The organism is Luteimicrobium sp. NPDC057192, assembly GCF_042670205.1.
Classification (GTDB): Bacteria; Actinomycetota; Actinomycetes; order Actinomycetales; family Cellulomonadaceae; genus Luteimicrobium.
In genome coordinates this window covers 217511-240453 of record NZ_JBHUWD010000001.1, presented here as the reverse complement: position 1 = coordinate 240453, position 22943 = coordinate 217511, and the positions used below count along the sequence as shown (strand labels likewise).

The 22943-nt window shown below is 74.6% G+C and carries 26 protein-coding genes, 1 pseudogene and 1 riboswitch; of the genes and pseudogenes, 12 read left to right on the top strand and 15 right to left on the bottom strand.

What is annotated here, in order from left to right; translation table 11 throughout:
• Window positions 1-19: 19 nt before the first annotated feature.
• On the bottom strand, window positions 20-442 hold the full coding sequence (locus ACFT5B_RS01200; RefSeq protein WP_386796141.1) for a hypothetical protein: 423 nt from the start codon (window positions 440-442) through the stop codon (window positions 20-22).
• Between the two features lie 55 nt (window positions 443-497).
• The gene (locus ACFT5B_RS01195; RefSeq protein WP_386796140.1) at window positions 498-779 is read right to left on the bottom strand and encodes a hypothetical protein; all 282 of its coding nucleotides are present in this window, start codon (window positions 777-779) and stop codon (window positions 498-500) included.
• Between the two features lie 308 nt (window positions 780-1087).
• On the opposite strand from ACFT5B_RS01195, the gene ACFT5B_RS01190 reads away from it, so the two are divergent.
• The 4 genes from ACFT5B_RS01190 to ACFT5B_RS01175 all read left to right on the top strand — a co-directional run bounded on the left by ACFT5B_RS01190 (window position 1088) and on the right by ACFT5B_RS01175 (window position 6734).
• Window positions 1088-3460 (top strand): arylsulfatase, encoded by a 2373-nt coding sequence (locus ACFT5B_RS01190; RefSeq protein ID WP_386796139.1) that lies wholly within the window; start codon window positions 1088-1090, stop codon window positions 3458-3460.
• Between the two features lie 17 nt (window positions 3461-3477).
• Entirely contained in the window at window positions 3478-4377 is a 900-nt protein-coding gene (locus tag ACFT5B_RS01185; RefSeq protein WP_386796198.1) for a formylglycine-generating enzyme family protein, read from the top strand.
• Window positions 4378-4489: 112 nt separating this feature from the next.
• Complete coding sequence (locus tag ACFT5B_RS01180; RefSeq protein WP_386796138.1) at window positions 4490-5110, top strand: DNA-3-methyladenine glycosylase I; 621 nt, start codon at window positions 4490-4492, stop codon at window positions 5108-5110.
• 193 nt (window positions 5111-5303) lie between these two features.
• Window positions 5304-6734: a choice-of-anchor A family protein gene (locus ACFT5B_RS01175; RefSeq protein WP_386796137.1), complete on the top strand. Its 1431-nt coding sequence runs from the start codon at window positions 5304-5306 to the stop codon at window positions 6732-6734.
• A gap of 129 nt (window positions 6735-6863) precedes the next feature.
• Here the strand turns inward: ACFT5B_RS01175 and ACFT5B_RS01170 are convergent, their stop codons facing one another.
• The 6 genes from ACFT5B_RS01170 to ACFT5B_RS01145 form a co-directional block, all read right to left on the bottom strand.
• Window positions 6864-7646: an anti-sigma factor family protein gene (locus ACFT5B_RS01170; RefSeq protein ID WP_386796136.1), complete on the bottom strand. Its 783-nt coding sequence runs from the start codon at window positions 7644-7646 to the stop codon at window positions 6864-6866.
• Complete coding sequence (locus tag ACFT5B_RS01165) at window positions 7643-8170, bottom strand: sigma-70 family RNA polymerase sigma factor (RefSeq protein WP_386796135.1); 528 nt, start codon at window positions 8168-8170, stop codon at window positions 7643-7645. The genes ACFT5B_RS01170 and ACFT5B_RS01165 overlap by 4 nt, the downstream gene beginning before the upstream one ends.
• Entirely contained in the window at window positions 8167-8862 is a 696-nt protein-coding gene (locus ACFT5B_RS01160; RefSeq protein ID WP_386796134.1) for a YceI family protein, read from the bottom strand. Before ACFT5B_RS01160 ends, ACFT5B_RS01165 begins: the two co-directional genes overlap by 4 nt.
• Before the next feature lie 90 nt (window positions 8863-8952).
• Window positions 8953-10053 carry an App1 family protein gene (locus tag ACFT5B_RS01155; protein ID WP_386796133.1) on the bottom strand — a complete coding sequence of 367 codons (1101 nt, stop codon included), beginning with the start codon at window positions 10051-10053 and terminating at the stop codon, window positions 8953-8955.
• 254 nt (window positions 10054-10307) lie between these two features.
• Window positions 10308-10832 carry a gamma carbonic anhydrase family protein gene (locus ACFT5B_RS01150; protein ID WP_386796132.1) on the bottom strand — a complete coding sequence of 175 codons (525 nt, stop codon included), beginning with the start codon at window positions 10830-10832 and terminating at the stop codon, window positions 10308-10310.
• Window positions 10832-11485 (bottom strand): lysophospholipid acyltransferase family protein, encoded by a 654-nt coding sequence (locus ACFT5B_RS01145; RefSeq protein WP_386796131.1) that lies wholly within the window; start codon window positions 11483-11485, stop codon window positions 10832-10834. Before ACFT5B_RS01145 ends, ACFT5B_RS01150 begins: the two co-directional genes overlap by 1 nt.
• 172 nt (window positions 11486-11657) lie before the next feature.
• Between ACFT5B_RS01145 and ACFT5B_RS01140 the strand changes: the two genes are divergently transcribed.
• Together ACFT5B_RS01140 and ACFT5B_RS01135 are read left to right on the top strand one after the other, a co-directional pair.
• On the top strand, window positions 11658-12476 hold the full coding sequence (locus ACFT5B_RS01140; RefSeq protein WP_386796130.1) for an MBL fold metallo-hydrolase: 819 nt from the start codon (window positions 11658-11660) through the stop codon (window positions 12474-12476).
• Window positions 12477-12533: 57 nt separating this feature from the next.
• Window positions 12534-12755, top strand: coding sequence for a type II toxin-antitoxin system PemK/MazF family toxin (locus tag ACFT5B_RS01135; protein ID WP_386796129.1), 222 nt, complete (start codon window positions 12534-12536; stop codon window positions 12753-12755).
• 34 nt (window positions 12756-12789) lie between these two features.
• Here ACFT5B_RS01135 and ACFT5B_RS01130 read toward each other — a convergent pair whose 3' ends face one another.
• Together ACFT5B_RS01130 and ACFT5B_RS01125 are read right to left on the bottom strand one after the other, a co-directional pair.
• The gene (locus tag ACFT5B_RS01130) at window positions 12790-12951 is read right to left on the bottom strand and encodes a hypothetical protein (protein WP_386796200.1); all 162 of its coding nucleotides are present in this window, start codon (window positions 12949-12951) and stop codon (window positions 12790-12792) included.
• A gap of 139 nt (window positions 12952-13090) precedes the next feature.
• Window positions 13091-13171: pseudogene (locus ACFT5B_RS01125) on the bottom strand (NUDIX hydrolase); the annotation flags it as partial.
• A 271-nt stretch (window positions 13172-13442) separates the two neighbouring features.
• Here ACFT5B_RS01125 and ACFT5B_RS01120 point away from each other — a divergent pair.
• On the top strand, window positions 13443-14222 hold the full coding sequence (locus ACFT5B_RS01120; RefSeq protein WP_386796128.1) for a MerR family transcriptional regulator: 780 nt from the start codon (window positions 13443-13445) through the stop codon (window positions 14220-14222).
• Here ACFT5B_RS01120 and ACFT5B_RS01115 read toward each other — a convergent pair.
• The gene (locus tag ACFT5B_RS01115) at window positions 14219-15085 is read right to left on the bottom strand and encodes a PHP domain-containing protein (RefSeq protein WP_386796127.1); all 867 of its coding nucleotides are present in this window, start codon (window positions 15083-15085) and stop codon (window positions 14219-14221) included. The two genes, ACFT5B_RS01120 and ACFT5B_RS01115, sit on opposite strands and share 4 nt — an antisense overlap.
• A gap of 116 nt (window positions 15086-15201) precedes the next feature.
• A riboswitch (SAM riboswitch) is annotated at window positions 15202-15305 on the top strand.
• Window positions 15306-15344: 39 nt separating this feature from the next.
• Between ACFT5B_RS01115 and ACFT5B_RS01110 the strand changes: the two genes are divergently transcribed.
• Both ACFT5B_RS01110 and metE read left to right on the top strand, forming a co-directional pair.
• Entirely contained in the window at window positions 15345-16346 is a 1002-nt protein-coding gene (locus ACFT5B_RS01110; RefSeq protein ID WP_386796126.1) for a methylenetetrahydrofolate reductase, read from the top strand.
• 6 nt (window positions 16347-16352) lie between these two features.
• Window positions 16353-18698 carry a 5-methyltetrahydropteroyltriglutamate--homocysteine S-methyltransferase gene (gene metE, locus ACFT5B_RS01105; protein WP_386796125.1) on the top strand — a complete coding sequence of 782 codons (2346 nt, stop codon included), beginning with the start codon at window positions 16353-16355 and terminating at the stop codon, window positions 18696-18698.
• 95 nt (window positions 18699-18793) lie between these two features.
• Here metE and ACFT5B_RS01100 read toward each other — a convergent pair whose 3' ends face one another.
• Window positions 18794-19036, bottom strand: a complete 243-nt coding sequence (locus ACFT5B_RS01100; protein WP_386796124.1) for a hypothetical protein — start codon at window positions 19034-19036, stop codon at window positions 18794-18796.
• An 83-nt stretch (window positions 19037-19119) separates the two neighbouring features.
• Window positions 19120-19575, bottom strand: coding sequence for a VOC family protein (locus ACFT5B_RS01095; protein ID WP_386796123.1), 456 nt, complete (start codon window positions 19573-19575; stop codon window positions 19120-19122).
• A gap of 105 nt (window positions 19576-19680) precedes the next feature.
• Between ACFT5B_RS01095 and ACFT5B_RS01090 the strand changes: the two genes are divergently transcribed.
• The 3 genes from ACFT5B_RS01090 to ACFT5B_RS01080 are packed head-to-tail and all read left to right on the top strand — an operon-like array spanning window position 19681 to window position 22168.
• Complete coding sequence (locus ACFT5B_RS01090) at window positions 19681-20700, top strand: helix-turn-helix transcriptional regulator (RefSeq protein WP_386796122.1); 1020 nt, start codon at window positions 19681-19683, stop codon at window positions 20698-20700.
• Window positions 20697-21272: a YdeI family protein gene (locus ACFT5B_RS01085; protein ID WP_386796121.1), complete on the top strand. Its 576-nt coding sequence runs from the start codon at window positions 20697-20699 to the stop codon at window positions 21270-21272. Before ACFT5B_RS01090 ends, ACFT5B_RS01085 begins: the two co-directional genes overlap by 4 nt.
• A 29-nt stretch (window positions 21273-21301) precedes the next feature.
• Window positions 21302-22168 carry a PhzF family phenazine biosynthesis protein gene (locus ACFT5B_RS01080; RefSeq protein ID WP_386796120.1) on the top strand — a complete coding sequence of 289 codons (867 nt, stop codon included), beginning with the start codon at window positions 21302-21304 and terminating at the stop codon, window positions 22166-22168.
• On the opposite strand, the gene ACFT5B_RS01075 is transcribed toward ACFT5B_RS01080, so the two are convergent.
• Both ACFT5B_RS01075 and ACFT5B_RS01070 read right to left on the bottom strand, forming a co-directional pair.
• On the bottom strand, window positions 22165-22599 hold the full coding sequence (locus ACFT5B_RS01075) for an SRPBCC family protein (protein ID WP_386796119.1): 435 nt from the start codon (window positions 22597-22599) through the stop codon (window positions 22165-22167). The two genes, ACFT5B_RS01080 and ACFT5B_RS01075, sit on opposite strands and share 4 nt — an antisense overlap.
• Window positions 22596-22844, bottom strand: coding sequence for a DUF2630 family protein (locus ACFT5B_RS01070; protein WP_386796118.1), 249 nt, complete (start codon window positions 22842-22844; stop codon window positions 22596-22598). The genes ACFT5B_RS01075 and ACFT5B_RS01070 overlap by 4 nt, the downstream gene beginning before the upstream one ends.
• Between the last annotated feature and the right edge of the window lie 99 nt (window positions 22845-22943).

Genomic DNA, 22943 nt, shown 5'->3' with positions numbered 1-22943 from the left:
TCCGCGCTACGGCGGGGTCTCACGTCATCGTGAGGCCCCGCGCAGCGATCTCCCGCACCGTCAGGTCGTCGACGCGCACCCCGGGAAGACGCGCGAGGACCCGGTGCCACCGTGCCGGACGACGGATCGGTGCGGCGAGGTCCCACGTCACGACCCACCGCCCGACGCGCAGCACGGTGACGTGCAGGGGCTCACGGCCGGCCGAGAGCAGCCAGGTCCGCACCCAGGGGTCCCACGACGCGATCTCGAAGGTCATCCCCACCGGCCAGGTCGTGACGACCCACAGGTCGGGGTCGCTCGGCGTGCTCTCGAGCTCGATCTCGATCCCGTTGAGCGGGTCCTCGAACTTCCACACCCGCCCGTCGGCGGAGAGCCCACGATCGACCCCAACCGCGAGCCGAGGCAGCATTTCCGCCCGGAGGTCGCTCAGGTTGGCCGTCATCCTCGGAGGATCAGTTCGGCGGGACGCAGGGGCTCGTCGGTCATCGCGCCCACTGTCACCCCGTCATCCGTCGGTTGGCCAGATCGTCCTCGACGAAACCAGCCGCCTCCTCATACTCCTGCGCTTCGGTCAGGTCTCCCATCCGGACGGCCTCTCGGCTCATCAGGCGCGCTCGCTCGGCGACGCTCCAGAGCGCGGGGCTCCCGAGGTCGTCGAGCTCGGCGGCATCGCGGGGCAGTTCCAAGGCATACGCGCGCGCCGCGGACGCTCGCGACTCCTGGACGAGCTCGCCGAGGCGTCGGCGGACCGGTCCAGGAAGCTGGTCGAAACCCTCCACGTCACATCTCCTCCGTCCACGCCCGTCGGACCCACGCGACGGTCGACCCCGCGAAGCGCCGCGGTCGTGACGACGGCTTCTGTCCGCGGGACCTGGCGACGTCGTCGTGGCAAGGGTAGGGGGCCGGGGGCGTGTGCGTCCGAGGGCCAGGCCCATCGGGTGAGATTCCCGCCCCCTGTTGAGGGCCCCTCGGGGCACCCCTAGCGTGAATGGCGTGCCTGGGGCGGACCCGTGGGTGGTCGCAGGGACCTGACCTGGAGACCACGCGGCAGCGCCGGCGTCGGCGTCTGCCCTCCGAGGGGGCCACGATGAGTGACGAGCTGCACCGGACGATCGTCGGGACACCGCTGCCCGTGGAACGGTCGCTGCCCTTCCCGCCGCCCCGGTCGGGTAGCGTCGCGGGCCGCACCATCGGCGAGTCCACCTACTCCCCGCGGCCGCCCGAGCGGCGTCTGCCCGCGGACGCGCCGAACGTCGTCGTGATCCTCATCGACGACGCCGGGCCCGCGCTGCCGACGACGCTCGGCGGGGCGGTGCGGACCCCGACGCTCGACAAGGTGCGGGCGAGCGGCGTCGGCTACAACCGGTTCCACACGACGGCGATGTGCTCGCCGACCCGGGCCTCGCTCCTGACGGGACGCAACCACCACCGCGTCGGGTACGGGCAGATCGCCGAGCTCGCCAACGACTGGGACGGCTACTCGGGCCACATCCCCAAGAGCAGCGCGACGATCGCCGAGGTGCTCAAGCAGTACGGGTACGCGACGGGCGCGTGGGGCAAGTGGCACAACACCCCGGCGGAGGAGACGACGTCCGCGGGGCCGTTCGACCGGTGGCCGACGGGCTACGGGTTCGAGTACTTCTACGGGTTCCTCGCCGGCGAGGCGTCGCAGTACGAGCCGCACCTGGTCCGGAACACGACGCCGGTCCTGCCGCCCAAGACACCCGAGGAGGGGTACCACCTCAGCGAGGACATCGCGGACGACGCGATGCACTGGCTGCGCGAGCACAAGGCGAACGCGCCCGACCGGCCCTTCTTCGTGTACTGGGCGACAGGGGCGCTGCACGGCCCGCACCACATCATGAAGGAGTGGGCCGACCGCTACGCCGGGAAGTTCGACGAGGGTTGGGACGTGTACCGGGAGCGGGCGCTCGAGGGCGCCAAGGCGGCGGGCTGGGTCCCGCAGGACGCCGAGCTCACGCCCCGGCCCGACGACCTCGCCGGCTGGGACGAGATCCCCGACGACCAGAAGGCGTTCCAGGCCCGGCTCATGGAGGTGGCCGCGGGGTTCGGCGAGCACGCCGACGTCCAGGCCGGCCGCCTGCTCGACGAGGTGGACCGCCTCGGCTACGGCGACAACACGATCGTCGTCTACATCTGGGGCGACAACGGGTCGTCGGGCGAGGGCCAGAACGGCACGATCAGCGAGCTGCTCGCCCAGAACGGCATCCCGACGACGGTCGAGCAGCACATCGCGGCGCTCGAGGAGCTCGGGGGCCTCGACGTGCTCGGCAGCCCCGCGACGGACAACCAGTACCACGCCGCGTGGGCCTGGGCCGGGTCGTCGCCGTACCAGGGCATGAAGCTCCTCGCGTCGCACCTGGGCGGGACCAGGAACCCGATGTTCGTGAGCTGGCCCGCCCGGATCGCCGCGGACTCCAGCCCGCGCACCCAGTTCCACCACGTCGTCGACCTCGTGCCGACGATCTACGAGATCCTCGGGATCTCCGCTCCCGAGACGGTCAACGGGATCCCTCAGGACCCGATGGACGGCGTGAGCTTCGCGTACTCGATCGACGATCCCGACGCCGAGGGCCTGCGCCGGAGCCAGTACTTCGAGATCATGGGCAGCCGCTCCATCTACTCCGACGGATGGATGGCGTCCGCGCTCGGCCCGCGCATGCCGTGGGTCCCGGGGACGCCGCCCGGCATCCGCACGTGGACGCCCGACGACGACCCGTGGGAGCTCTACCACCTCGACGAGGACTGGAGCCAGGCACGGGACGTCGCCGCGGAGCATCCCGAGAAGCTGGCGCAGCTCAAGGAGCTGTTCGCGATCGAGGCCGCGCGCAACGACGCGCTGCCCATCGGCGGGGGCCTCTGGGTCCCTGTCATGCACCCCGAGGACCGGATCTCCCCGCCCTACACGGCCTGGGACTTCTCGGGCGACACGGTGCGCGTGCCCGAGTTCTGCGCCCCGGCGCTCGGCAACCGGCCCAACTCCGTGACCCTGACGGTGACGCTGCCGGACGCCGCGAACGGCGTCCTGTACAAGCTGGGCGGCGCGGGCGGCGGCCTCACGTGCTTCCTGCTCGACGGCGTCCTGACCTACGAGTACAACCTGTTCCTCGTGCAGCGCACCATCGTGCGCTCGGCGGCGCCGCTGCGGGCGGGCGACCACACCGTCGAGATCACGACGACGTACGTCGAGCCGCGTCCCGGCGGTCCGCTGTCGGTGGTGCTCCGGGTCGACGGCGAAGAGGTCGGGTCGGGCACCGTGCCGGTGAGCGCGCCGCTGCTGTTCTCCGCGAACGACTGCCTCGACGTCGGGCGCGCGTACGGGGGCGCCGTCTCGCGGGCGTACGCGGACCGGATGCCGTTCGCGCTCGACGGCAGCATCGACACGGTGCACGTCGAGTACCTCCCGCCCGCCGACCCGCCCGCCGACCCGCCCGCGTGAGCGGCGGCCGGCCCGGGATGGTGAGGATCCCCGGGGGCAGCTTCACGATGGGCAGCTCCGACTTCTACGCCGACGAGGGGCCGGTCCACGAACGGACGGTCGGGAGCTTCTGGCTCGACCGGTTCGAGGTGACGAACGCGGAGTTCCTCCGGTTCGTCACGGACACGGGCTACGTCACGGTCGCCGAACGTCCCCTCGAGGCGGCCGAGTACCCCGACCTGCCACCGGAGGACCGGGCGCCCGGCGCGCTCGTCTTCACCCCGACCGACGGCCCCGTCGACCTGACCGACTGGAGCCTGTGGTGGCGGTGGCAGCCGGGCGCCTCCTGGCGGCAACCCGAGGGACCGGGGTCGTCGATCGAGGGGCGGTCGGACCACCCCGTGGTCCAGGTGGCGTACCCGGACGCGGCGGCCTTCGCGCGCTGGGCGGGCAAGCGGCTCCCCACGGAGGCGGAGAACGAGCTCGCGGCGCGCGGTGGCCGCGACGACCGGGCGCCCTTCGCGTGGGGCGACGTCCCCTACCCGGGCGGGGTGCCACAGGCGCACACCTGGCTCGGCCGGTTCCCCTACGACGTCCGCGGGCCGCACGGGACGACGACGGCTCCCGTCGGCTCGTACCCGGCGAACGGCTACGGGCTCTTCGACATGATCGGGAACGTGTGGGAGTGGACGAGCGACCTCTACGCCCCGCGTCATCGCCTGCCCGGCGAGGAGCCGGTCGACGCCGGGACTCGTCCGAACCTGCTGGCCGCCGCGAGCGCCGAACCGGGCTCGAGCGTCCCGCGCCGCGTCCTCAAGGGCGGGTCCTACCTGTGCTCGCCGGACTACTGCCTGCGCTTCCGCCCGGCGGCGCGCTCACCGCAGGCCGACGACACGGCGACCACGCACATCGGGTTCCGCTGCGCCGACGGCGCGTGAGGCCAGACGCGTCGCCGCGCGGGCGCCACCCCCAGGCTCCGGCAGGTGGGCGTCGTGCACAGGTGAGGGCACGCGCCTCCCGCGCGTCGGCGGCCTGGGGCACGCTGGGGCCATGACCGCGACGAGCCTCGACCCCCAGACCGCTCCCGCCCGGTGCTTCGGCGACGGCGACCCGCTCTACGAGGCGTACCACGACACCGAGTGGGGCGTGCCCGTGCACGGCGAGTCGGCGCTGCTCGAGCGGCTCGCTCTCGAGGGCTTCCAGTCGGGCCTGTCGTGGCTGACGGTCCTGCGCAAGCGTGAGGCGTTCCGGTCGGCGTTCGTCGGGTTCGACGCCGAGCAGGTCGCCGCGTTCGGGCCGGACGACGTCGAGCGCCTCCTCCAGGACGCGTCGATCATCCGCAACCGGCAGAAGATCGAGGCGACCGTCACCAACGCCCGGGCCCTCGTCGCGCTGCACGACGCCGGCGGCTCGCTCGACGAGCTCGTCTGGTCGTTCGCGCCCGCCCCGCGCGAGGCGCGCCCGAAGAGCTGGACCGACGTCCCCCCGAAGACCGCGGAGTCGCTCGCGCTGTCGAAGGCGCTGAAGAAGGCGGGCTTCGTGTTCGTGGGTCCGGTCACGGCGTACGCGACGATGCAGGCCTGCGGCCTCGTCGACGACCACCTGGCGACGTGCCCCGTGGTCCTCGCGCGCGCCGCGACGAGCGCCGGGGCGGTTCCCGCGAGCGCCTGACGCCGCCGAGCCGACCGCGCCACACCGCCCGTTCCGACAAAACGGGTGAAGTGTAGCGGATGGATTTGTACGCGGCGCTGCGGTACCGGTAGCGTCCACTGCGCCGAGCCAGTCCCGCCACCGCCGAAGGGACCGCCGACCTGCACCGACGGGTCGCCGAGGGACCCCGACGGACCACCACCGGAGGAGATCCGTGATCCACCGCCCGCAAGGCCGCCCTGCCGACCGGACCGAGGGTGCCACCCGCCGTCGCGTCGTCCGCGGCACCGCCGCCCTGGCCCTCGCGAGCGCCGGCGCGTTCGCCGTCGCCACCACCGCCTCCGCGACCGAGACCTGCACCGCCCCGGAGCTCTCCACCGGCACGCCGGTGGGCGTCGACGACGCCGTCAACGTGTACGCGGCCGGCGACCTCACCGTGCGCGGCGCGGCGGAGGCCGAGGGCGTCGTCGTGGTCGGCGGGAGCTTCACCGTCGGCGCGCACTACGACGTCGGGGTCGCCGGTGCGGGCTCGCTCGTCGCGCCGTCGAAGGGCTCGGTCATGCTCCGCGTCGGCGACGACGTCAGCGGCGCCCCGTTCGTGGCCGTGGGCCACGGCCTCGACGGCCAGGCCACCGTGGGGGGCACCGTCGACGGCACCCTCGCCGAGGGCACCGCGCACGACGGGCTCGGGCGGTCCGCCGCGCTCGGCGCGTACACCGACCTGACGTCGACGCTGCAGTCCGAGTCGCAGAGGCTCGCGGGCGAGCCGACGACGGGCACGGTCACCGACGACGGCACGTTCCTCGTGCTCCGCGGGGACGGTACCTCGAGCACCCAGGTCTTCGCGCTCGACGGCGGAAAGCTCGGCAGTGCGGCGAAGTCCGTGAGCGTGAAGTTCGTCGACGTCCAGGAGCGTGCGACCGTGGTCGTCAACGTCACGGGCGACGTCCGGACCAACGTGAACGGCATGTGGCGTGAGGGCGCGGCCCACGCGTTCGACCAGAACGGGGACCGCGCCGGGCTGGCGTCGTACGCGTCCCGCACCGTCTGGAACGTGCTCGACGACGCCTCCCCCGACGTCGCCGGCTCCGCCCAGTGGGTCGGGTCCGTGCTCGTCCCGAAGAGCGGCGGCACGACGACGGTCGAGGTCCCCGGCCTCAACGGCCGCACCTGGGTCGCGGGCGACCTCGTGCACACGGGTGGCGGCGCGGAGTTCCACGCCTACCCGTTCACGGGTTCCGACGCCCTGACCTGCACGACCCCGGGCACCACCACGCCGACCGAGACCCCGAGCACGACGCCGACGGGCACCACGCCCACCGAGGCGGTCGTGCCGACCGAGCAGCCGACGCAGCCCACCGAGACCGACACCCCGAGCAGCGACGTCTCACCGGCCCCGACCCCGACCTCCGACGAGGCGGTCGACGCCACGGCGCCCGCCGAGGTCGCGTCCCCGTCGCCGACCGACACGACGGTCGTCCTCGCGGCGGGCGGCACGGCCACCCCGAGCGACGCCTCCGGCGCGCAAGGCGAGGGCGTGCTCGCCGAGACCGGTGCGAACCTCGTGCCGTTCGCCGTCGCCGCCGGCGTGCTCGTCGCCGCCGGCGCGACGCTCCTCGTCCTCCGACGCCGTCGGACCGCCTGACGGCAGGACACAGGCTGCGCGTCCCGTCCCCCTCCTTCGGGGCGCGCTCGCGGGTCCTTCCCGGACGCGCACGCGGGCCCGGTCGCTTCCACGGTGCGACCGGGCCCGCACCCGTCACCGCGGCGGTCGTCAGGCGGTCGCGCGCGCCACGGCGACGTCGCCGAGGCGGATCTCCACGCTCGCGACGTCGCGCGCCGCCACGGACGTCGAGGCGTGCAGGCCGCTCGCGCCGGTCCCCGTCGCGGCCCAGGTCCCGACGGTCGTCGTGTGCCCGGCACGGTCCACGAGGACGAGCGCGTACGTCGCCTCGGCCCGTGCAGTGCCCCCATACGGACCGGCGGTCGCGGATGCCGGTCCGGCGTCGCTCGGGTACCGGCACGACCAGGACAGCCGCGTGCCCCACGCGACCGGGTCGAGGCTGAGCCGCGCGGTCACGCCGGAGCCCCCGACCGGCGCGAGGTCCACCGTGGTCGCGGTCGCGCTCACGGAGGTGCCGCCGCCGGGCGAGACGGCCGACGACACCACCCAGCCGGCACCGCCGCCCACCACGAGGAGTCCCGCGGCCACCGCGGCGGCCGTCCAGCGACGCCGCACCTGTCCGCGGCGCAGCCGCGCGGCCACCGCACCGAGGTCGACGACGTCGGCGCGCGCCGACTTCTCGCTCACCGCCTCGTCGCCGTCCGCGGCCGGCTCGACGACGCCCGGCACCTCCTCCGCGGGCACGAGCGCGAGCAGCGCAGGCATCCCGGCGAGGTCGGCGACGGCGTCCTTGCACCGGTCGCACACGGCGACGTGCCGCTCGAACGCGCGACGGTCCTCGGCGTCGAGCGCCCCCAGCACGTAGGCGGCGTCCCAGTCGGCGACGCGCTCGTGCTCGGCGGTGACGTCGTCGGGCGTGCGGGCGTCGGTCATGACGTGACCCCCCTCTCCTGGAGCGCGAGCCGCAGAGCGCGCAGACCGTAGTGCAGCCGGGACTTGACCGTCCCGGCCGGGATGCCGTGCTCGGCGGCCAGCTCGGCGACGCTCCGCCCGCCGTAGTACGCCCCCACGACGACGGCCCGGTGCTCCGCGGACAGCGTCGCCAGGGCGTCGCCGACGAGCCAGGCGTCGAGGACGGCCTGGGTGTCGTCCGGCGTGGCGGGTGCGCGGTCGAGCCGCTCGACCACCCCGGGCTCGCCGACGGCGGCCTCGTGACGGTGGCGCGCGCTGCGCCGGTCGTCGACGACAAGGTGCCGCGCGACCGTGAAGAGCCACGCCCGCACCTGGTCGTCCCCGCGGGCCAGCACCTCGGGGTGCCGCCACGCCCGTACCAGGGTCTCCTGCACGACGTCCTGCGCGAGCCCCTCGTCGCCCGTGCGCCGCAGCGCGAACCGGTACAGCGCGCCCGCGTGGGCGTCGTGGAGCGCGCGGAGCCGGGTGTCCGGGGCGGCGGTCACGAGGCCCTCACGAGGTGGAGCTCGAGCTCGATCGCGCCGTGGTCGTCGACGGTCACGAACGGCAGCCGGGGCGCGCTGACGCCGTAGTCCGCCCAGGTCACGGGGAGGCTCGCCACGAGGTCGGCACCGGCCCGGCCGGTCGCCGCCTGCGCCGGGACGCGCACGTCACGGGTCACGCCGTGCACGGTGAGGCGCCCGGGCAGCGTCGGCGACCCGGACGTCGCCGGCACCGGGGACGTGAGCGTGAACGTCGCCGTCGGGAACTTCGACGTCTCGAGCGCGGTCGAGCGGAAGTAGGCGTCGCGCGGGGGCTCGTCGGTGTGGATCGACCCGACCTGCACGGTCACCGTCCCGGCGGTCACGCGTCCGCCCGAGACCGTGACCTGGCCGGACACCCGGTCCGTCCGGCCCGTGACGGTCGCGCCGTGGCCCTGGAGGACCTCGTGGACGCGGTAGCCCGCGAACGACCCGGTGCCCACGGTCCAGCGGCCGTCCGCCAGCGGTCCGGCGGCGCCCACCGACGCACCCGCGCTCAGGGTGGGTGCGGGGTCGGCGTGCCGGTTCACCAGCGCCGCGTACACCGCCGGCCCCACGAACGCGGCGACGACCAGCAGCACGACGACGCCCGCACCCCAGTACGCCAGGGTGCGCCGCCGGTGCCTGCGCCGAGGGCGGGGCTCGTCTGCGGCCACGGTCGTCCCATCCGTCCAGTCTCCCGCCGGCCCGGACGGGCCGACACCCGTACGACGAGACAGCGGGCCGGATGGTTCAGTGGGTGTCCGTCAGCGCACCGTGCCGAGCAGTGCGACGCGGAGCGCGTCGCCGTCCGGACCGCGCACCTCGGGCACGCTCGGTGCCGCCGACCCGTCGGCCGGCAGCGCCGCGCCGGCGCCCGGGGCCGCGGGCTGCCACGGCTCCGAGCCGCGTGGCGGGGGCAGCGGCACGGGCAGGCCGTGCGACAGGACCTGCTGCGCCGGGGTGAGCTGACGGATCGCGACGGCCGCCACGTGCGCCGGGTGCTCGCGGGCCGCCCGGTCGTAGATCGCGGGGTCGTGCTGGCCGTCGTCGCCGACGAGGAGCCAGCGGACGCCCGGCAGCTCCGCGAACAGACGCTCGAGCTGCGCCTGCTTGTGGGCGGCACCGCTGCGGAACCAGCCGGTGTGCGTCGGGCCCCAGTCCGTCAGCAGCAGGGGCCCGGGTGGGAATCCGTGCACGTCGAGGAACCGGCGCAGGGTCCCCGCGGTGTTCCACGCCCCCGTCGACAGGTAGACGAACGGGGCGTCCGGGTAGCGGGTGCGCAGCCGGGCGTACAGGTCGGCCATGCCCGGCACCTCACGGCGCGCCCGCGGGTGGAGGACGAACGTGTTCCAGAACGCGATGAGCGGGCGCGGGAGGCGCGTGTCGACGACGGTGTCGTCGATGTCGCTCACCACGCCGAACGTCACGTCCTCGCCGACGACGAGCAGCGGGCACGACGCCACGCGCCCGTCCTCGGTGGTCACCGACGCCGCGTGCCAGCCGGCCGGGAGCGGGGCCGGGAGGTCGAGCCGGGCGTCGATGTAGCCGGCGCGGTCCGCGACGAGGACGGCGTGGGCACCCCCGACGGCGACCCGCAGCACCTCGCCAGGGGCCGGGACGGACAGGTAGCTGCGCCAGCCGCGCCGGTCGTGGGCCGGCGTCGGGTGGGGAGCGCTCGGGGCGAGGACGGCTCGCGCGAGCACCCGCACCCAGGCGCCGCAGCCGTAGCCGGTGTACGCCTCGACGTGCGGCGACCAGCCCTTCCGCCGACACAGCCGACCACCGAGGGCCCCGAAGAAGCGGTCCTCGATGCGCGCGGCGACGTGGGGTCGTGTCGTCGTGGGCGCGTTGACGGGGGCGGGCACGGGCGGCTCCTCGGGGGTGTCCTCGGGGTGTCGCCTCAACCTTCGCACACGCGACGCCCGCCGGGCCCACGCGACTTGTCAGAAGCTCACGGCACCCAGCTGCCGTGAGCTTCTGACACGCCACGGGCTGGCGCGAGTTGTCAGAACATGACGGCACCCAGCTGCCGTGAGCTTCTGACACGCCACGGGCTGGCGCGAGTTGTCAGAACATGACGGCACCCAGCTGCCGTGAGGTTCTGACAGGTCGCGAGAGGTCAGGCGTCGAGCGGGTGCGCGTCCTCGGCGTGGCTGCGGGTGAGCTCGACGTACGCGTCGGCGTTGGAGCGGACGTGCTCCCGCTCCTCGTCGGTCAGCTCGCGCCGCACCTTCGCCGGCACCCCGACGACGAGCGACCCGGGCGGGATCTGCGCGCCCTCGGGGACGAGCGCGTTCGCACCGACCAGGCTCCCCGCCCCGACGCGCGCGCCGTTGAGCACGGTCGCGCCCATCCCGACGAGGACGTCGTCCTCGACGGTGCAGCCGTGCAGGACGGCGTTGTGCCCCACGGACACGCCCGTCCCGACGGTCACCGGGAAGCCGGGGTCGGTGTGCACGACGACGCCGTCCTGGAGGTTCGACCGGTCACCGACGGTGATGGGCTGCATGTCGCCGCGCAGCACCGCGCCGTAGAAGACGCCGACGTGCTCGCCGAGCGTCACGGACCCGACGACGGTCGCGGCGTCGGCCACCCAGGCCGTGCCCGCGACGTCGGGGACCCGCTCGCCCAGGCGGAGGATCATCAGGCCGCCAGCTCCTGGCCGCTCATCTCGTGGATGCTCGTCATCACGCTGTCCGTGAGCTCGCGGCGCGCCTGCGCGGGCCGCTGGGCCGAGGTGAGCTGGTGCGACGGGTCGATGGGCCGGCCGAAGTGGATCTCGACGCGGTGCCCGCGCGGCAGCCGGACCATCTTCGCGTCGGCCGGCTGGACCTTGTCGGTGTTGACGAGGGCCACGGGCACGATGGGCGCGTGCCCGGACAGGGCGAGCCAGGCCACGCCCGTGTGGCCCTTGTGGAGCTTGCCGTCGCGCGACCGCGTGCCCTCGGGGTAGATACCGAAGACGTCGCCGCGCTCCAGGACGACGAGCGCGTCCTCGAGCGAACGGATGCCGGCGCGCGGGTCGTCGCGCTGGACGGGGATGTGGCCCATGGTCGTGAAGAACCAGCGGGACAGACGGCCCTTGAGACCGCGGCCGGTGAAGTACTCGGCCTTGGCCATGAACGTCACGTGCCGCGGGGCGACCAGCGGGATGAGCAGCGAGTCGATGAACGACAGGTGGTTGCTCGCGAGGATCACCGGCCCCGTGCGCGGGATGTTGTTCCGTCCCGTCACCTTGGGCCGGAGGCACACGAAAGCGACCAGCGACAGCGCAAGCCGCAGTACCCGATACGTCATCGCACCATTGTGCAGGCGTCTCCGGGAATCGGCGCCGGTGGCGTACAGGTGGCCGAAACGCTTCTGTACGACTTCGCCGAGGCGTCGCGGGGGTGACGGCGTGGCGAGATCCTTGCGGTCCCTGACGCGCTCGCCGCTCGTCACGAGGTGTCGGACGGCGCACGCTGAGCGCATGACGACCACGCCAGCACCGTCCGAGACCACCGTCCACGCGACCCTCGCGGGAGGCCCCACGGTCCTCCTCGAGTACGCGGGCCTGCGCGTCCTGCTCGACCCGACGTTCGACGACCCGCGCAGCTACGAGGGCGCCGTCGTCCTCACGAAGACCGCGTCGCCCGCGCTCCCCGCGGACGCCGTCCTCCCCGTCGACCTCGTCCTCGTCTCGCACGACCAGCACGCCGACAACCTCGACCTGTCCGGGCGCGCGCTCGTCGAGCAGGCGCTGGCCGACGGCGTCACCGTGCTGTCCACGCCCGCGGCGGCCGGTCGCATCGCGGGCGTGACCGGGCTCGACCCGTGGGCGTCGGTCGAGCTCGACGGCGACCCCGCGGTCACGGTGACGGCCGTCCCCGCGCTGCACGGCCCGGAGGGCGCGGATGCGCCGAACCTCGCCGGCCCCGTGACGGGCTTCGTGCTGGAGGCGCCGGACGCCCCGACCCTCTACGTCTCGGGCGACAACGCGTCCGTCGAGCTGGTCCGCGAGATCGCTGCGCGGTTCCCGGGCATCGCGATCGCGGTCCTCAACGCGGGCGCCGCCGACCCCGGCCGTTTCCCCGGGCGCACCGTCACCCTCCGCGGCACGGACGCGGCCGAGGCCGCGACCCTGCTGGGGGACGCGCTCGTCGTGCCGGCGCACGCGGACTCGTGGGCGCACTTCACCGAGTCCGTCGACGCCGTCCGCACCGCGTTCGACGACGCCGGGCTCACCGACCGCCTGCTGGTGCTCGAGCCGGGAATCCGGACGGAGGTTCCCGCCGACGCGCGGCCGTGAGCAGTCGGGTCGCCGTCCCGCGCTCGTCGTGTCCAGCCGGGGGGCTACCTGCGCGCCGTGACCACCCTCGTCGTGGCGCTGCCCGTGACGACGGTCGAGCGCGGTTGGTCGAACCAGGTCGCGTTGCGCGGGGATCACGGGCTCGCCAGGCCGTCCTGGGCGATGACGGAACAGGTCCGCACGATCAGCCGTGACCGCGTGGTCGCCGTCGCGGGCGGCGTCGACGCCGCCACGATGGCGGAGGTCGACGAGTGGCTCCGGGCGATGCTCGGTCTGTGAGCCGCCGCCGCACCCGGGCGTCCCAGAGGGCAGCTCAGAACGAGCCGAGCGCCAGCTTCGCCCGCCCGACGGCGTAGGCGACGCGCGCCGGCAGCCCGTCCGGGACGTCGCCCGGCAGGGCGTCGACGCCGAACCAGCGGACGTCCTCGCTCTCGTCGCTCACGACGACCCGCTCGGTCGTGGAGGCGGTCGCCACGTACCCGACGTCCCAGTGCGCGCGGCACGCGCCGAACGCGGCGGCGAGCTCGTGCCGGTTGAGGTCGGCGGGGTCGTCCGTGACCAGCCGGACGTCGGCGAGCCCCCGACTCCTCGCGCGCCTCGCGGAGCGCGGCCTCGGGCAGGCTCGGGTCGGACGGCTCGACGTGCCCGCCGAGCTGGACCCAGAACTGCCCCTTGCGGTGGTAGCAGAGCAGCACGCGCGTGAGGTCCTCCGAGAGCAGGAAGGCGCTGGCGGTGAGGTGCTCGGGCCCGCCGTCGCGCCGGGCGGCCGCGTCGCCCTGCTCGGCCACGAACGCGCGGTAGGCGTCGCGGAGGGCGGCCTGGCCGTCGTCGGGCGCGGGCCAGGTGCGAAGGGTCCGCGCGAAGGCGGCGGCGGGAAAGGCGTCGGCAGCACTCACCGCTCGACCCTACCCACGCGCCGACGCACCCCTTGACCTTGACGCGACGTCAACTTCTACGCTCGAGGACATGAGCACGGAACGGTCGATCCAGGAGGTCGCGCGCCTCGCCGGCACGACGAGCCGCACCCTCCGCCACTACGACGACGTCGGCCTCCTCCCCCCGAGCCGGACCGGCTCCAACGGTTACCGCTACTACGACGCCGACGCCCTCGTCCGCCTGCAGCGCATCCTGCTGCTGCGCGACCTGGGCCTCGGGCTGCCGCAGATCGCGCGGGCCCTGGAGAGCCAGCCCGACGAGGTCCGTGCCCTGCGCACCCACGCCGCGTGGCTGCGCGCCGAGCAGGAGCGGATCGCGCGCCAGATCGCCACGGTCGAGCGCACGGTCGCCGCGATCGAGGAAGGAACCGAACCGATGGCCGAGCAGATGTTCGAGGGCTTCGACCACACGCAGCACCGCGAGGAGGTCGAGCAGCGGTGGGGCACGGACGCGTACGCGCGGAGCGACACGTGGTGGCGCGGGCTGTCCGACGACGAGCGTGCCGGCTGGCAGCGGCGCAGCGCGGACCGCGTCGCGGCCTGGCGGTCGGCGGCCGAGCGCGGCGTCGACCCGGCGTCCCCGGAGGCGCAGGAGCTGGCCCGGGAGCACGTGGCCTGGCTCGCGTCCATCCCGGGGACGCCCCGGACGCCGGACGGCACGGGCGCGCCGGACGCGTACGTCGTCGGGCTCGCGGAGATCTACGTCGCGGACCCGCGGTTCGCGGCGACCTACGGCGGGCAGGACGGCGCCACGTTCGTCCGCGACGCCCTGGTCGCGTTCGTCGAGGGCAGGTCAGGCGAGCGCGCCTAGCCGGTGCGGCCGAGCCGGACCCAGAAGTCCTCCGGGTCGCGGCCCGGCCGGAAGCCGAAGTGCTCGAGCATCGCGGTCGCCTCGGGGAAGTTCCCTGCCAGCGCGTCGGGGGTGTGGGCGTCGCTGCCGAACGTCACCGTCGTGCCGCCCTCCTCGGCCCACCACTGCGGGAGCCACGGCCAGAGCCGTCGGGTGTTCATCTCCAGGGCGCGTCCGCCCTCCGCGACCGCCCGTAGCGCGACCCGGAACTCCTCCTCGAAGGGCCGCGGGTCGAACGGCCCGAGGTCGTCGACCGGCCACAGCCGGACCGCGTAGTCGAGGTGCGTGACGACCTCGAAGACGTCGGAGCCCCGGACCATGACCGGGATCTCCGCGAGGTACGCGGACATGACGGCGGCCGGGTCGTGCTCCCGGTTCAGCGTGTTGGGCTCGGCCCGGCCCTCCCCGAGGTCCACCGTGTGGAGCGAGCCGAGCACGCGGTCGAGCGAGCCCAGATCCACGAACCGTGCCGCCTGCTCCCCGACGACGTGCGGCTGCCCGAGCTCGACGCCCGTGCGGACGCGGAGCTCGGGGAACTCGTGCCGCATCCGGTCGACGGCCTCGAGGTAGCCCGCGGCGTCGAGTGGTGCGAAGTCGACCCGGCCCGTGTCGTCGATGAAGCCCCGCTGGTGGGGCATGAGGTCCTGCGGCTCGGCGCGCCAGGTGCGCGGGACGTCGAGGTGCTCGGTGAAGAACAGCGCGGGCAGCCCGATCGCGACGGCGCGGGCGCACGTCGCGCGCATCCGTCCCACCGCGTCCGACGCCGGCCCCCCGGTGTCCCAGGACCACTCGCTGTGGACGTGGCTGTCAGCAGGCAGTGCCATCGGCGCGGTCCTCGTCCGTCGGCCGGGGCCGGTCGCCCCGCTGGTCAGCCCACGGTAGCCGTCTCATCACCCGGACGAACGCTGGTCCACGGAATGACCCGCGCGTAGCATCGACGTCACCATCCAGAGCGGTCGAGAGTCCTGGCTCGTCGACACCGCAGCAACCCCCCAACGGAAGCCTCCCGCGGGACGAGGGTGCTAACGCCAGGTCCGATGGAGACACAGTGTTCGTAGAGGCAATTGTTTCTGAGGCGTCCGCATGAGCGTCTCGCTGGCGTCGACCGGCCGCCCGACGGTGAGCTTCGAGCTCATGCCGCCGCGCAACCCGTCGGCCGCGCCCAAGTTCTGGGGCGTCGCCGAACGGCTCGTCGCCGCGCGCCCCGACTTCATCTCCGTCACCTACGGCGCGGCCGGGAACGACCGGCACACCGCGCGCGAGGTCGTCGCGCGCCTGCTCCGTGAGACGCCGGTCCTGCCGATCGCGCACCTGACCTGCGTGGGCGCGGCGCGGCACGACGTCGCCGAGGTCATCGACGACTTCCTCTCCGACGGCGTCCGGTCCTTCCTCGCGCTCCGCGGCGACCCCCCCGTGAACAACCCCGACTGGGCGCCCGACCCGGACGGCCTGACGTCGTCCGACGCGCTCGTGGCCCTGCTCCGCGAGGTCGAGGCCGAGCGCTGCGCCGCCCATCCGGGCGACGCGCTCCGCTCCGCCGCGCGCCCCCTGACCATCGCCGTCGCGACGTTCCCCGGCGGCAACCTGGCCGCCGGCACGACGCCCGAGCAGGAGGTCCGCCGGCTGCTCGAGAAGCAGCAGGCGGGCGCCGACTTCGCGATCACCCAGCTCTTCTACGAGGCCGACACGTACGTGTCGTTCGTCGAGGCGGCACGCGCCGCCGGGGTCACCATCCCGATCCTCGCGGGCCTCCTCCCCATGACCGAGCCGCGACGCCTGCACCGCGTCGAGGAGCTCACGGGCGTCCCGGTGCCTCGGCACGTCCTGCCCGCGCTCGAGGCCGCGCCCGACGACGAGACCCGCCACGCGATCGGCGTCGCCCGCACCGTCGAGCTCGCGCAGGCGGTGCTCGATGCCGGGGCGCCCGGGCTGCACATCTACACGTTCAACAAGCACGAAGCTGCACTGGACCTGCTCGAGGGTGTCCACCTCGGCGGCGAGCGCACGGGCACCGCACCGGTGCCCGGCGGCTCGGACCTGGCCAGAGGGCCGCGGGTCAGCGCATCCACCGAGAGAAACGGATGAACTGACATGACCCTTGCCCCGCTTCCCCCCGGCACGATCCTCGGCTACCCCCGGATCGGCCCGAACCGCGAGCTCAAGAAGGCCGTCGAGTCCTTCTGGGCGGGCCGCACCGACGCCGGCGAGCTCGAGGCCCAGGCCGCGGCGCTGCGCTCGCGCACGCGGGCCCGGCTCGCGGAGCTCGGCCTCGCGCGCACGGGCGCCGCGATCCCCGAGACGTTCTCGTTCTACGACCAGGTGCTCGACGCCGCCGTGACGGTCGGCGCACTGCCCCGCCGGTTCGACGGGCTCACCGGGCTCGACGCGTACTTCGCGGCCGCGCGCGGCACGTCCGGCGACGCCGGCGAGCGCGCACCGCTCGAGATGACCAAGTGGTTCGACACGAACTACCACTACCTCGTCCCCGAGATCGGCCCGGGCACGACGTTCGCGCTCGACGCGTCGCGCCTCGTCGCCCAGGTGACCGAGGCCCGGGCCGAGGGCTACGAGACCCGGCCGGTCGTCGTCGGGCCGGTGACGTTCCTGCTCCTCGCCAAGCCCGACGACGACGCACCCGCCGGGTTCTCGCCGCTGTCCCGCCTGGGCGACCTGCTCCCCGTGTACGCGGGGCTGCTCCGGGAGCTGCACGAGGCCGGCGCGACGTGGGTCCAGCTCGACGAGTCGGGGCTCGTCGCCGACCACCTGACCGACACCGCGGACGTGACGCCGGAGGCCGTGCTGGCGGCTGTCACCGAGGCGTACCGGGTCCTCGCGACGGAGCTCGACGCCGCCCGGCGGCCGGCGATCCTCCTTCAGGCGTCGTACGGCGACCTGGGCGCGGCGCTGCCCGTCGTCGCCGCGACGGACGTCGAGGCGGTCGCGCTCGACCTCGTCCGCGGCGCCCTGCCCGCCGCGCCGGTGGCCGGCTTGGAGTCGAAGACGCTCGTCGCGGGCGTCGTCGACGGCCGGAACATCTGGCGTGCGGACCTCGCCGCGAGGCTCGACGTGCTCGACCGGGCGCAGGCGGTCGGGGCGGGGGCCGTCGTCGTCGGGACGTCGACGTCGCTCCAGCACGTCCCGCACGACGTCGCGGGCGAGCGGTGGGAGGACTCGACCCTCGACGCGAACCTGCACGCGTGGCTGGCGTTCGCCGACCAGAAGGTGGCCGAGGTCGCGGTGCTCGCGAAGGCGCTCACCGACGGCGGGGACGCCGTCGCGGACGAGGTCCGGGCGTCGTCGGACGCCGTGGCCTCGCGCCGCGACGCCGCGGGCGTCCGCGTGGACGCCGTCCGCGCCCGCACGGCCGCGCTCTCCCGCCACGACTTCCAGCGCGGCGAGCACGACGCCCGGGTGGCCGAGCAGGCTGCCCGTCTGGCCCTCCCGCCCCTCCCGACGACGACGATCGGGTCGTTCCCGCAGACGGTCGAGATCCGCAAGGCGCGCGCGGCCCACGCCCGGGGCGAGCTGGCGACCGAGGCGTACGAGCAGGCCATGCGCGACGAGATCGCGCGGGTCGTGACGCTCCAGGAGGAGCTCGGGCTCGACGTCCTCGTGCACGGCGAGGCCGAGCGCAACGACATGGTCCAGTACTTCGCCGAGCTGCTCGACGGGTTCGCGGTGACGGCGAACGGCTGGGTGCAGTCGTACGGGTCGCGCTGCACCCGCCCGTCGATCCTGTGGGGCGACGTATCGCGGCCCGAGCCGATGACCGTGCGCTGGACGACGTACGCGCAGTCCCTCACCGAGAAGCCGCTCAAGGGCATGCTGACCGGCCCGGTCACGATCATGGCGTGGTCGTTCGTCCGCGACGACGTGCCGCTCGCGGAGACCGCGAACCAGCTCGGCCTGGCCCTGCGCGACGAGATCGCCGACCTCGAGGCCGCGGGGATCGCCGTCGTGCAGGTCGACGAGCCCGCGCTGCGCGAGCTGCTGCCGCTGCGCAAGGCCGACCAGGAGGCCTACCTCGACTGGTCGGTGGGGTCGTTCCGCCTCGCCACCGCCGGGGTGCGCGCGGACACGCAGATCCACACGCACCTCTGCTACTCGGAGTTCGGCGAGGTCATCGGCGCGATCGACCACCTCGACGCCGACGTCACGTCGATCGAGGCGGCCCGCTCGCGCATGGAGATCCTGCTTGAGCTGCGGGACGAGGGTTTCGGTCGCGGTGTCGGTCCGGGCGTCTACGACATCCACAGCCCGCGCGTCCCCTCCACGGAGGAGGTCGTCGAGCTGCTCGAGCTCGCGGTCAAGACCGTCGACCCGACGCTGCTGTGGGTGAACCCGGACTGCGGGCTCAAGACCCGCGGCTACGCCGAGGTGACCCCGTCGTTGGAGCACCTGGTGGCCGCGGCGCGCGAGGTCCGCGGGACGCTCTGACGCGCCGAGCGCGACGAAGCCGGCCGGGACGGGAGGGCGACGCACTCCCGTCCCGGGGCTGGTCTGGGGCGGGGAGCGCCGCCGCTCCCGCGGCGTCAGCGCTTGTGGAACGTCATCCCGATGAAGAACGGCGCGCAGGCCACGAGCAGGCCGAGGCTGAAGACCCACGCGTTGCCGTCGCCGTCGTCGCCCCACGACGCGCCGGCGCCCATGAGGAACACCCCGACGACGAACAGCAGGAAGAGCGGGACGAAGCGCAGCCACGCGCCCGGACGAGGGTCGACCTTGGTGACGGTGAACGGCTCGCGCGAGGGGGCCGGGGTGTTCGGGGCGGTCATGGGTCCCAAAATACCGCCCGCGTGCGCTCCCGGTCGCCCGGCGTCCGTGAGATGCCGGGGCGACCGGGGCCGCGCACCGTCGCTCAGCCCACGGCGGGGGACGCGACGTCGATCACCCAGGTGACCCCGAAGCGGTCCGTGAGCATCCCGAAGCCCGGGCTCCAGGCCGACGCAGCGAGCGGCTCGACGACCGTCGCCCCGTCCGCGAGGCCCTCCCAGCAGGAGGCGGCCTCGTCGAGGCGCTCGGCTCGGACCGAGACGAAGAACGGCTGGTCCGTCACCGTCAGCCCGTTCTCGCGCCGTGCCGAGCCGCGGGCCGGACGGCTCCCCCCGGGGACGTCGTAGGCCATGAGGCGGAGCCCGCCCGGGGTCTCGAGCCGCCCGAAGACGACCTTCGCCGCGTCGGGCGCGTCCTGCGGCATGCCGAGCTGGGCGTACGTGGTGACGTGGACGTCGCCGCCGAACACGGTCCGGTAGAGCTCGAGCGCCGCGCAGGCCGTGCCCGCGAAGTTGAGGTGCGTGGTCGTGGTGAGTGCCATGGTCGGTCCTCCGTCGGGGTGGGGACGGCCGGTGCGGCCGTCCTCACCGACGCTCGCAGCGGTAGAGGACGGATCGTGTCCGCTACTGCGCGCAGGATGGAAGGCATGAGCGACCCGTCGGCGCGCCTCCTCACGCTCCTCTCGTTGCTGCAGGCCCGACGCGACTGGCCCGGGGAGGCCCTCGCCGACCGTCTCGCCGTGAGCACCCGCACCGTGCGGCGCGACGTCGACCGGCTGCGCGCGCTCGGCTACCGGGTCGACGCGGTCAAGGGTCCCGACGGCGGCTACCGGCTGGAGGCCGGGTCGGAGCTCCCGCCGCTCCGGTTCGACGACGACCAGGCCGTCGCGGTCGCGATCGCGCTGCGGAGCGCGCCGACGACCGGCGCCGACATCGACGAGGCCGCGGAGAGGGCCCTGGCGACGGTGCGGCAGGTCCTGCCCTCGCGCCTGCGGCACCGGGTCGACGGCGTGCGGTTCGCCGCCGCGGCACCGGCCGAGCGCGCGGACCCGGCGGTCCTCGCGGCCGTGAGCGAGGCCGTGCGCCGCCAGCGGGGCCTCCGCTTCTCCTACGGCGACCTCGACGCGCCGGCACGGCACGCCGAGCCGCACGGCCTCGTCGCCCGCGGCGGCCGGTGGTACCTCGTCGCGTGGGACGTCGACCAGGACGACTGGCGCATCTTCCGCGTGGACCGCCTGGTGCCCCGGACGCCGGGCGGGGGCCCGTTCGTACCGCGCCCCGTCCCCACCGGCGACGTGGTCACGTTCGTCGCGGCGCGGGCGAAGGGCGCGACCGACGAGGACGCCTGGCCCTGCCGCGGGCGGTTCGTGGTCGACCTGCCGGCGTCGGACGTCGCGCCGTGGGTGCGCGAGGGCGCGGTCGAGGCCCTCACCGAGCGCTCGACGCTCGTCTCGTCCGGGTCGTGGTCGTGGGCGGGTCTGCTCGCGGACGCCCTGCGGTTCGACGCCCCGTTCCGCGTCGTCGGCCCGGACGCGTTCGCGGCGGCCGCGGGTGCGCTCGCGGCTCGGCTCGCGCGGGCGACGTCGGCCGGGGATGCCTGGAAGAAGACCCCGCCCGACGGCGCGGCGTCGCCCGTGTCCCCGGCCCCTGGGAGGGTGGACGCATGAGCGAGCAGGAAGCCGCCCCGCCGTTCGTCGTCGCCGACCGCGCCGCCTGGCGCGCGTGGCTCCACGAGCACGAGGACCTGAGCGACGGCGTGTGGCTCGTGATGGCGAAGAAGGGCGTCACCGACCCGACGTCTCTGACCTACGCGGAGGCGCTCGAGGAGGCGCTGTGCAGTGGCTGGATCGACGGCCAGCGCCGGAGCCGCGACGAGACCACCTTCCTCCAGCGCTTCACGCCGCGCCGCGCGCGGTCCCTCTGGTCGAAGCGCAACGTCGAGGCCGTCACGCGCCTCGACGCGGAGGGCCGGCTACGCGAGCGAGGGCGCGCCGAGGTCGCGCTCGCCCAGGGCGACGGCCGCTGGGACCGCGCCTACGCCGGGCCGGCCACGGCCGAGGTGCCACCCGAGCTCGCCGAGGCCCTCGCCCGGGTGCCCGCAGCGCAGAGGGCGTTCGACGCACTCAAGAGCTCCGAGCGGTTCAGCGCGCTCCATCCCGTCCTGACCGCCGCCAGCGACGCGACCCGTGCGCGACGCATCGAGGCGCTCGTCGCGCGCCTCACGGAAAACCACGCCTGAGAACCGCCGACCGCGCCTAGGGTGGGCGCGTGAGCACCTTCCCGTACCGCGAGGTCGACGTCTTCACGCACGAGCCGCTGCTCGGCAACCCGGTCGCGGTGGTGCACGACGCCGTCGGACCGGACGACGACCGGATGGCCGCGTTCGCGCGCTGGACGAATCTCTCCGAGACGACCTTCCTGCTGCCCCCGACGCCTGAGGGTGCGGCGGCCGGCGCCGACTACCGGCTGCGGATCTTCACGCCGGGCGGCGAGCTGCCGTTCGCGGGCCACCCGACGCTCGGCTCGTGCCGCGCGTGGCTCGAGGCGGGCGGCGTCCCGCAGCGCGACGGGGTCGTCGTGCAGGAGTGCGGGGTGGGGCTGGTGACGCTGCGGCGCACGGGCGACGAGCTCGCGTTCGCTGCTCCCGACCTCCTCGCCGACGAGCCGCTCGAGCCCACCACCCTCGACGCGTTCGTGACGGCGCTCGGCATCCCCGCGAGCGCCGTCGTCGACCACCGCCTGCTCGACAACGGCCCGGGCTGGCGGGTCCTGCTGCTCGACTCGGCCGAGCGCGTCCTCGCGATCGACGCCGACTGGTCGGGCGTCGACTCGTCGGTGCACCGCGCGATCGGCGTCGTCGGGCCGACGGACGCGACCGACCCCACCGCGCCCGCGTTCGAGGTGCGCGGCTTCGTGCCCGGCATCTCCGTCCCCGAGGACCCGGTGACGGGCAGCCTGAACGCCGTGATCGGGCAGTGGCTGACGTCGACGGGCCGGGCACCCGACCGCTACGTCGCCCGCCAGGGCACCGCGCTCGGACGCGACGGGCGCGTGCACGTGAGCCGCGACGAGGACGGCACGGTGTGGGTCGGCGGCGGCACCGTGACCTGCGTGAGCGGGACCGTCACGCTCTAGCGTCCCGCCGCGCGCTCCTCGACGATCTGCGCGAGCGTCTCGAGGTCCGCGCGCACCGCGGCGGCGTCCCGCTGGAGCTCCGCGTCGGTCATCCCGCGGCGCCGCACGACGAACACGATCTCGGACCCTCCGGGCGCGGGCACGACGCGCAGCGGGTTCGACGTGGTGCGGCCGTCGGGCTCGACGACGTCGTGGTCGAGCACCCCGAAGGCGTTGGCCGGCGCGAAGCGCAGCTCGACGCGGCCCATGGGCGAGTCGGCGAACCAGCGCCCGTCCTCGTGGACGACGCCGGCCGCGAGCCCCGCGGCCCAGGCGGGCAGGTTCGCCGGGTCGGACGCGTACGCGTAGACCTCGTCGGCCGGGCGCGCGACGAGGACGCCCACGTACCGCGACTCGTGCTCGGCGGCTGCGGCGTGCGGGTCGGCCGTCACTCGAGGTAGCCCTCGACGACGCTGCCGGGGCGGACCTGGGCGTCGTCGGGGTTCCGGCCGGCGTCGCGGAGGGCGTCGCGCTGGCGGAGCAGGTCCCAGCACCGGTCCAGCTCGGTCTCGACGGCCTGGAGCCGCGCGTGCTCGTCGGAGGCGCTGAGCCCCCCGGCCGCGAGGCGGGAGCGGAGGTCCTTCTCCTCGTCGACGAGGGAGGTGATCGTGCGGCGGATGTCGAGGTCGTCGGCCATGAGCCCACCGTAGTTCGCGTGCGCGCCCCGGGCGCGGGTGAACCGACTCCTCGTTCCGCCCCAACCCTTGCCAACCCTACTTTGCAGAATTATCTTTGC

Excerpts from the sequence above, each read along its gene's own strand:
- ACFT5B_RS01200 (WP_386796141.1), bottom strand. The coding sequence starts at position 442 with ATGACGGCCAACCTGAGCGACCTCCGGGCGGAAATGCTGCCTCGGCTC.
- ACFT5B_RS01190 (WP_386796139.1), top strand. The coding sequence starts at position 1,088 with ATGAGTGACGAGCTGCACCGGACGATCGTCGGGACACCGCTGCCCGTG.
- ACFT5B_RS01185 (WP_386796198.1), top strand. The coding sequence starts at position 3,478 with ATGGTGAGGATCCCCGGGGGCAGCTTCACGATGGGCAGCTCCGACTTC.
- ACFT5B_RS01180 (WP_386796138.1), top strand. The coding sequence starts at position 4,490 with ATGACCGCGACGAGCCTCGACCCCCAGACCGCTCCCGCCCGGTGCTTC.
- ACFT5B_RS01170 (WP_386796136.1), bottom strand. The coding sequence starts at position 7,646 with ATGACCGACGCCCGCACGCCCGACGACGTCACCGCCGAGCACGAGCGC.
- ACFT5B_RS01150 (WP_386796132.1), bottom strand. The coding sequence starts at position 10,832 with ATGATCCTCCGCCTGGGCGAGCGGGTCCCCGACGTCGCGGGCACGGCC.
- ACFT5B_RS01145 (WP_386796131.1), bottom strand. The coding sequence starts at position 11,485 with ATGACGTATCGGGTACTGCGGCTTGCGCTGTCGCTGGTCGCTTTCGTG.
- ACFT5B_RS01140 (WP_386796130.1), top strand. The coding sequence starts at position 11,658 with ATGACGACCACGCCAGCACCGTCCGAGACCACCGTCCACGCGACCCTC.
- ACFT5B_RS01120 (WP_386796128.1), top strand. The coding sequence starts at position 13,443 with ATGAGCACGGAACGGTCGATCCAGGAGGTCGCGCGCCTCGCCGGCACG.
- ACFT5B_RS01115 (WP_386796127.1), bottom strand. The coding sequence starts at position 15,085 with ATGGCACTGCCTGCTGACAGCCACGTCCACAGCGAGTGGTCCTGGGAC.
- ACFT5B_RS01110 (WP_386796126.1), top strand. The coding sequence starts at position 15,345 with ATGAGCGTCTCGCTGGCGTCGACCGGCCGCCCGACGGTGAGCTTCGAG.
- metE (WP_386796125.1), top strand. The coding sequence starts at position 16,353 with ATGACCCTTGCCCCGCTTCCCCCCGGCACGATCCTCGGCTACCCCCGG.
- ACFT5B_RS01100 (WP_386796124.1), bottom strand. The coding sequence starts at position 19,036 with ATGACCGCCCCGAACACCCCGGCCCCCTCGCGCGAGCCGTTCACCGTC.
- ACFT5B_RS01095 (WP_386796123.1), bottom strand. The coding sequence starts at position 19,575 with ATGGCACTCACCACGACCACGCACCTCAACTTCGCGGGCACGGCCTGC.
- ACFT5B_RS01090 (WP_386796122.1), top strand. The coding sequence starts at position 19,681 with ATGAGCGACCCGTCGGCGCGCCTCCTCACGCTCCTCTCGTTGCTGCAG.
- ACFT5B_RS01085 (WP_386796121.1), top strand. The coding sequence starts at position 20,697 with ATGAGCGAGCAGGAAGCCGCCCCGCCGTTCGTCGTCGCCGACCGCGCC.
- ACFT5B_RS01070 (WP_386796118.1), bottom strand. The coding sequence starts at position 22,844 with ATGGCCGACGACCTCGACATCCGCCGCACGATCACCTCCCTCGTCGAC.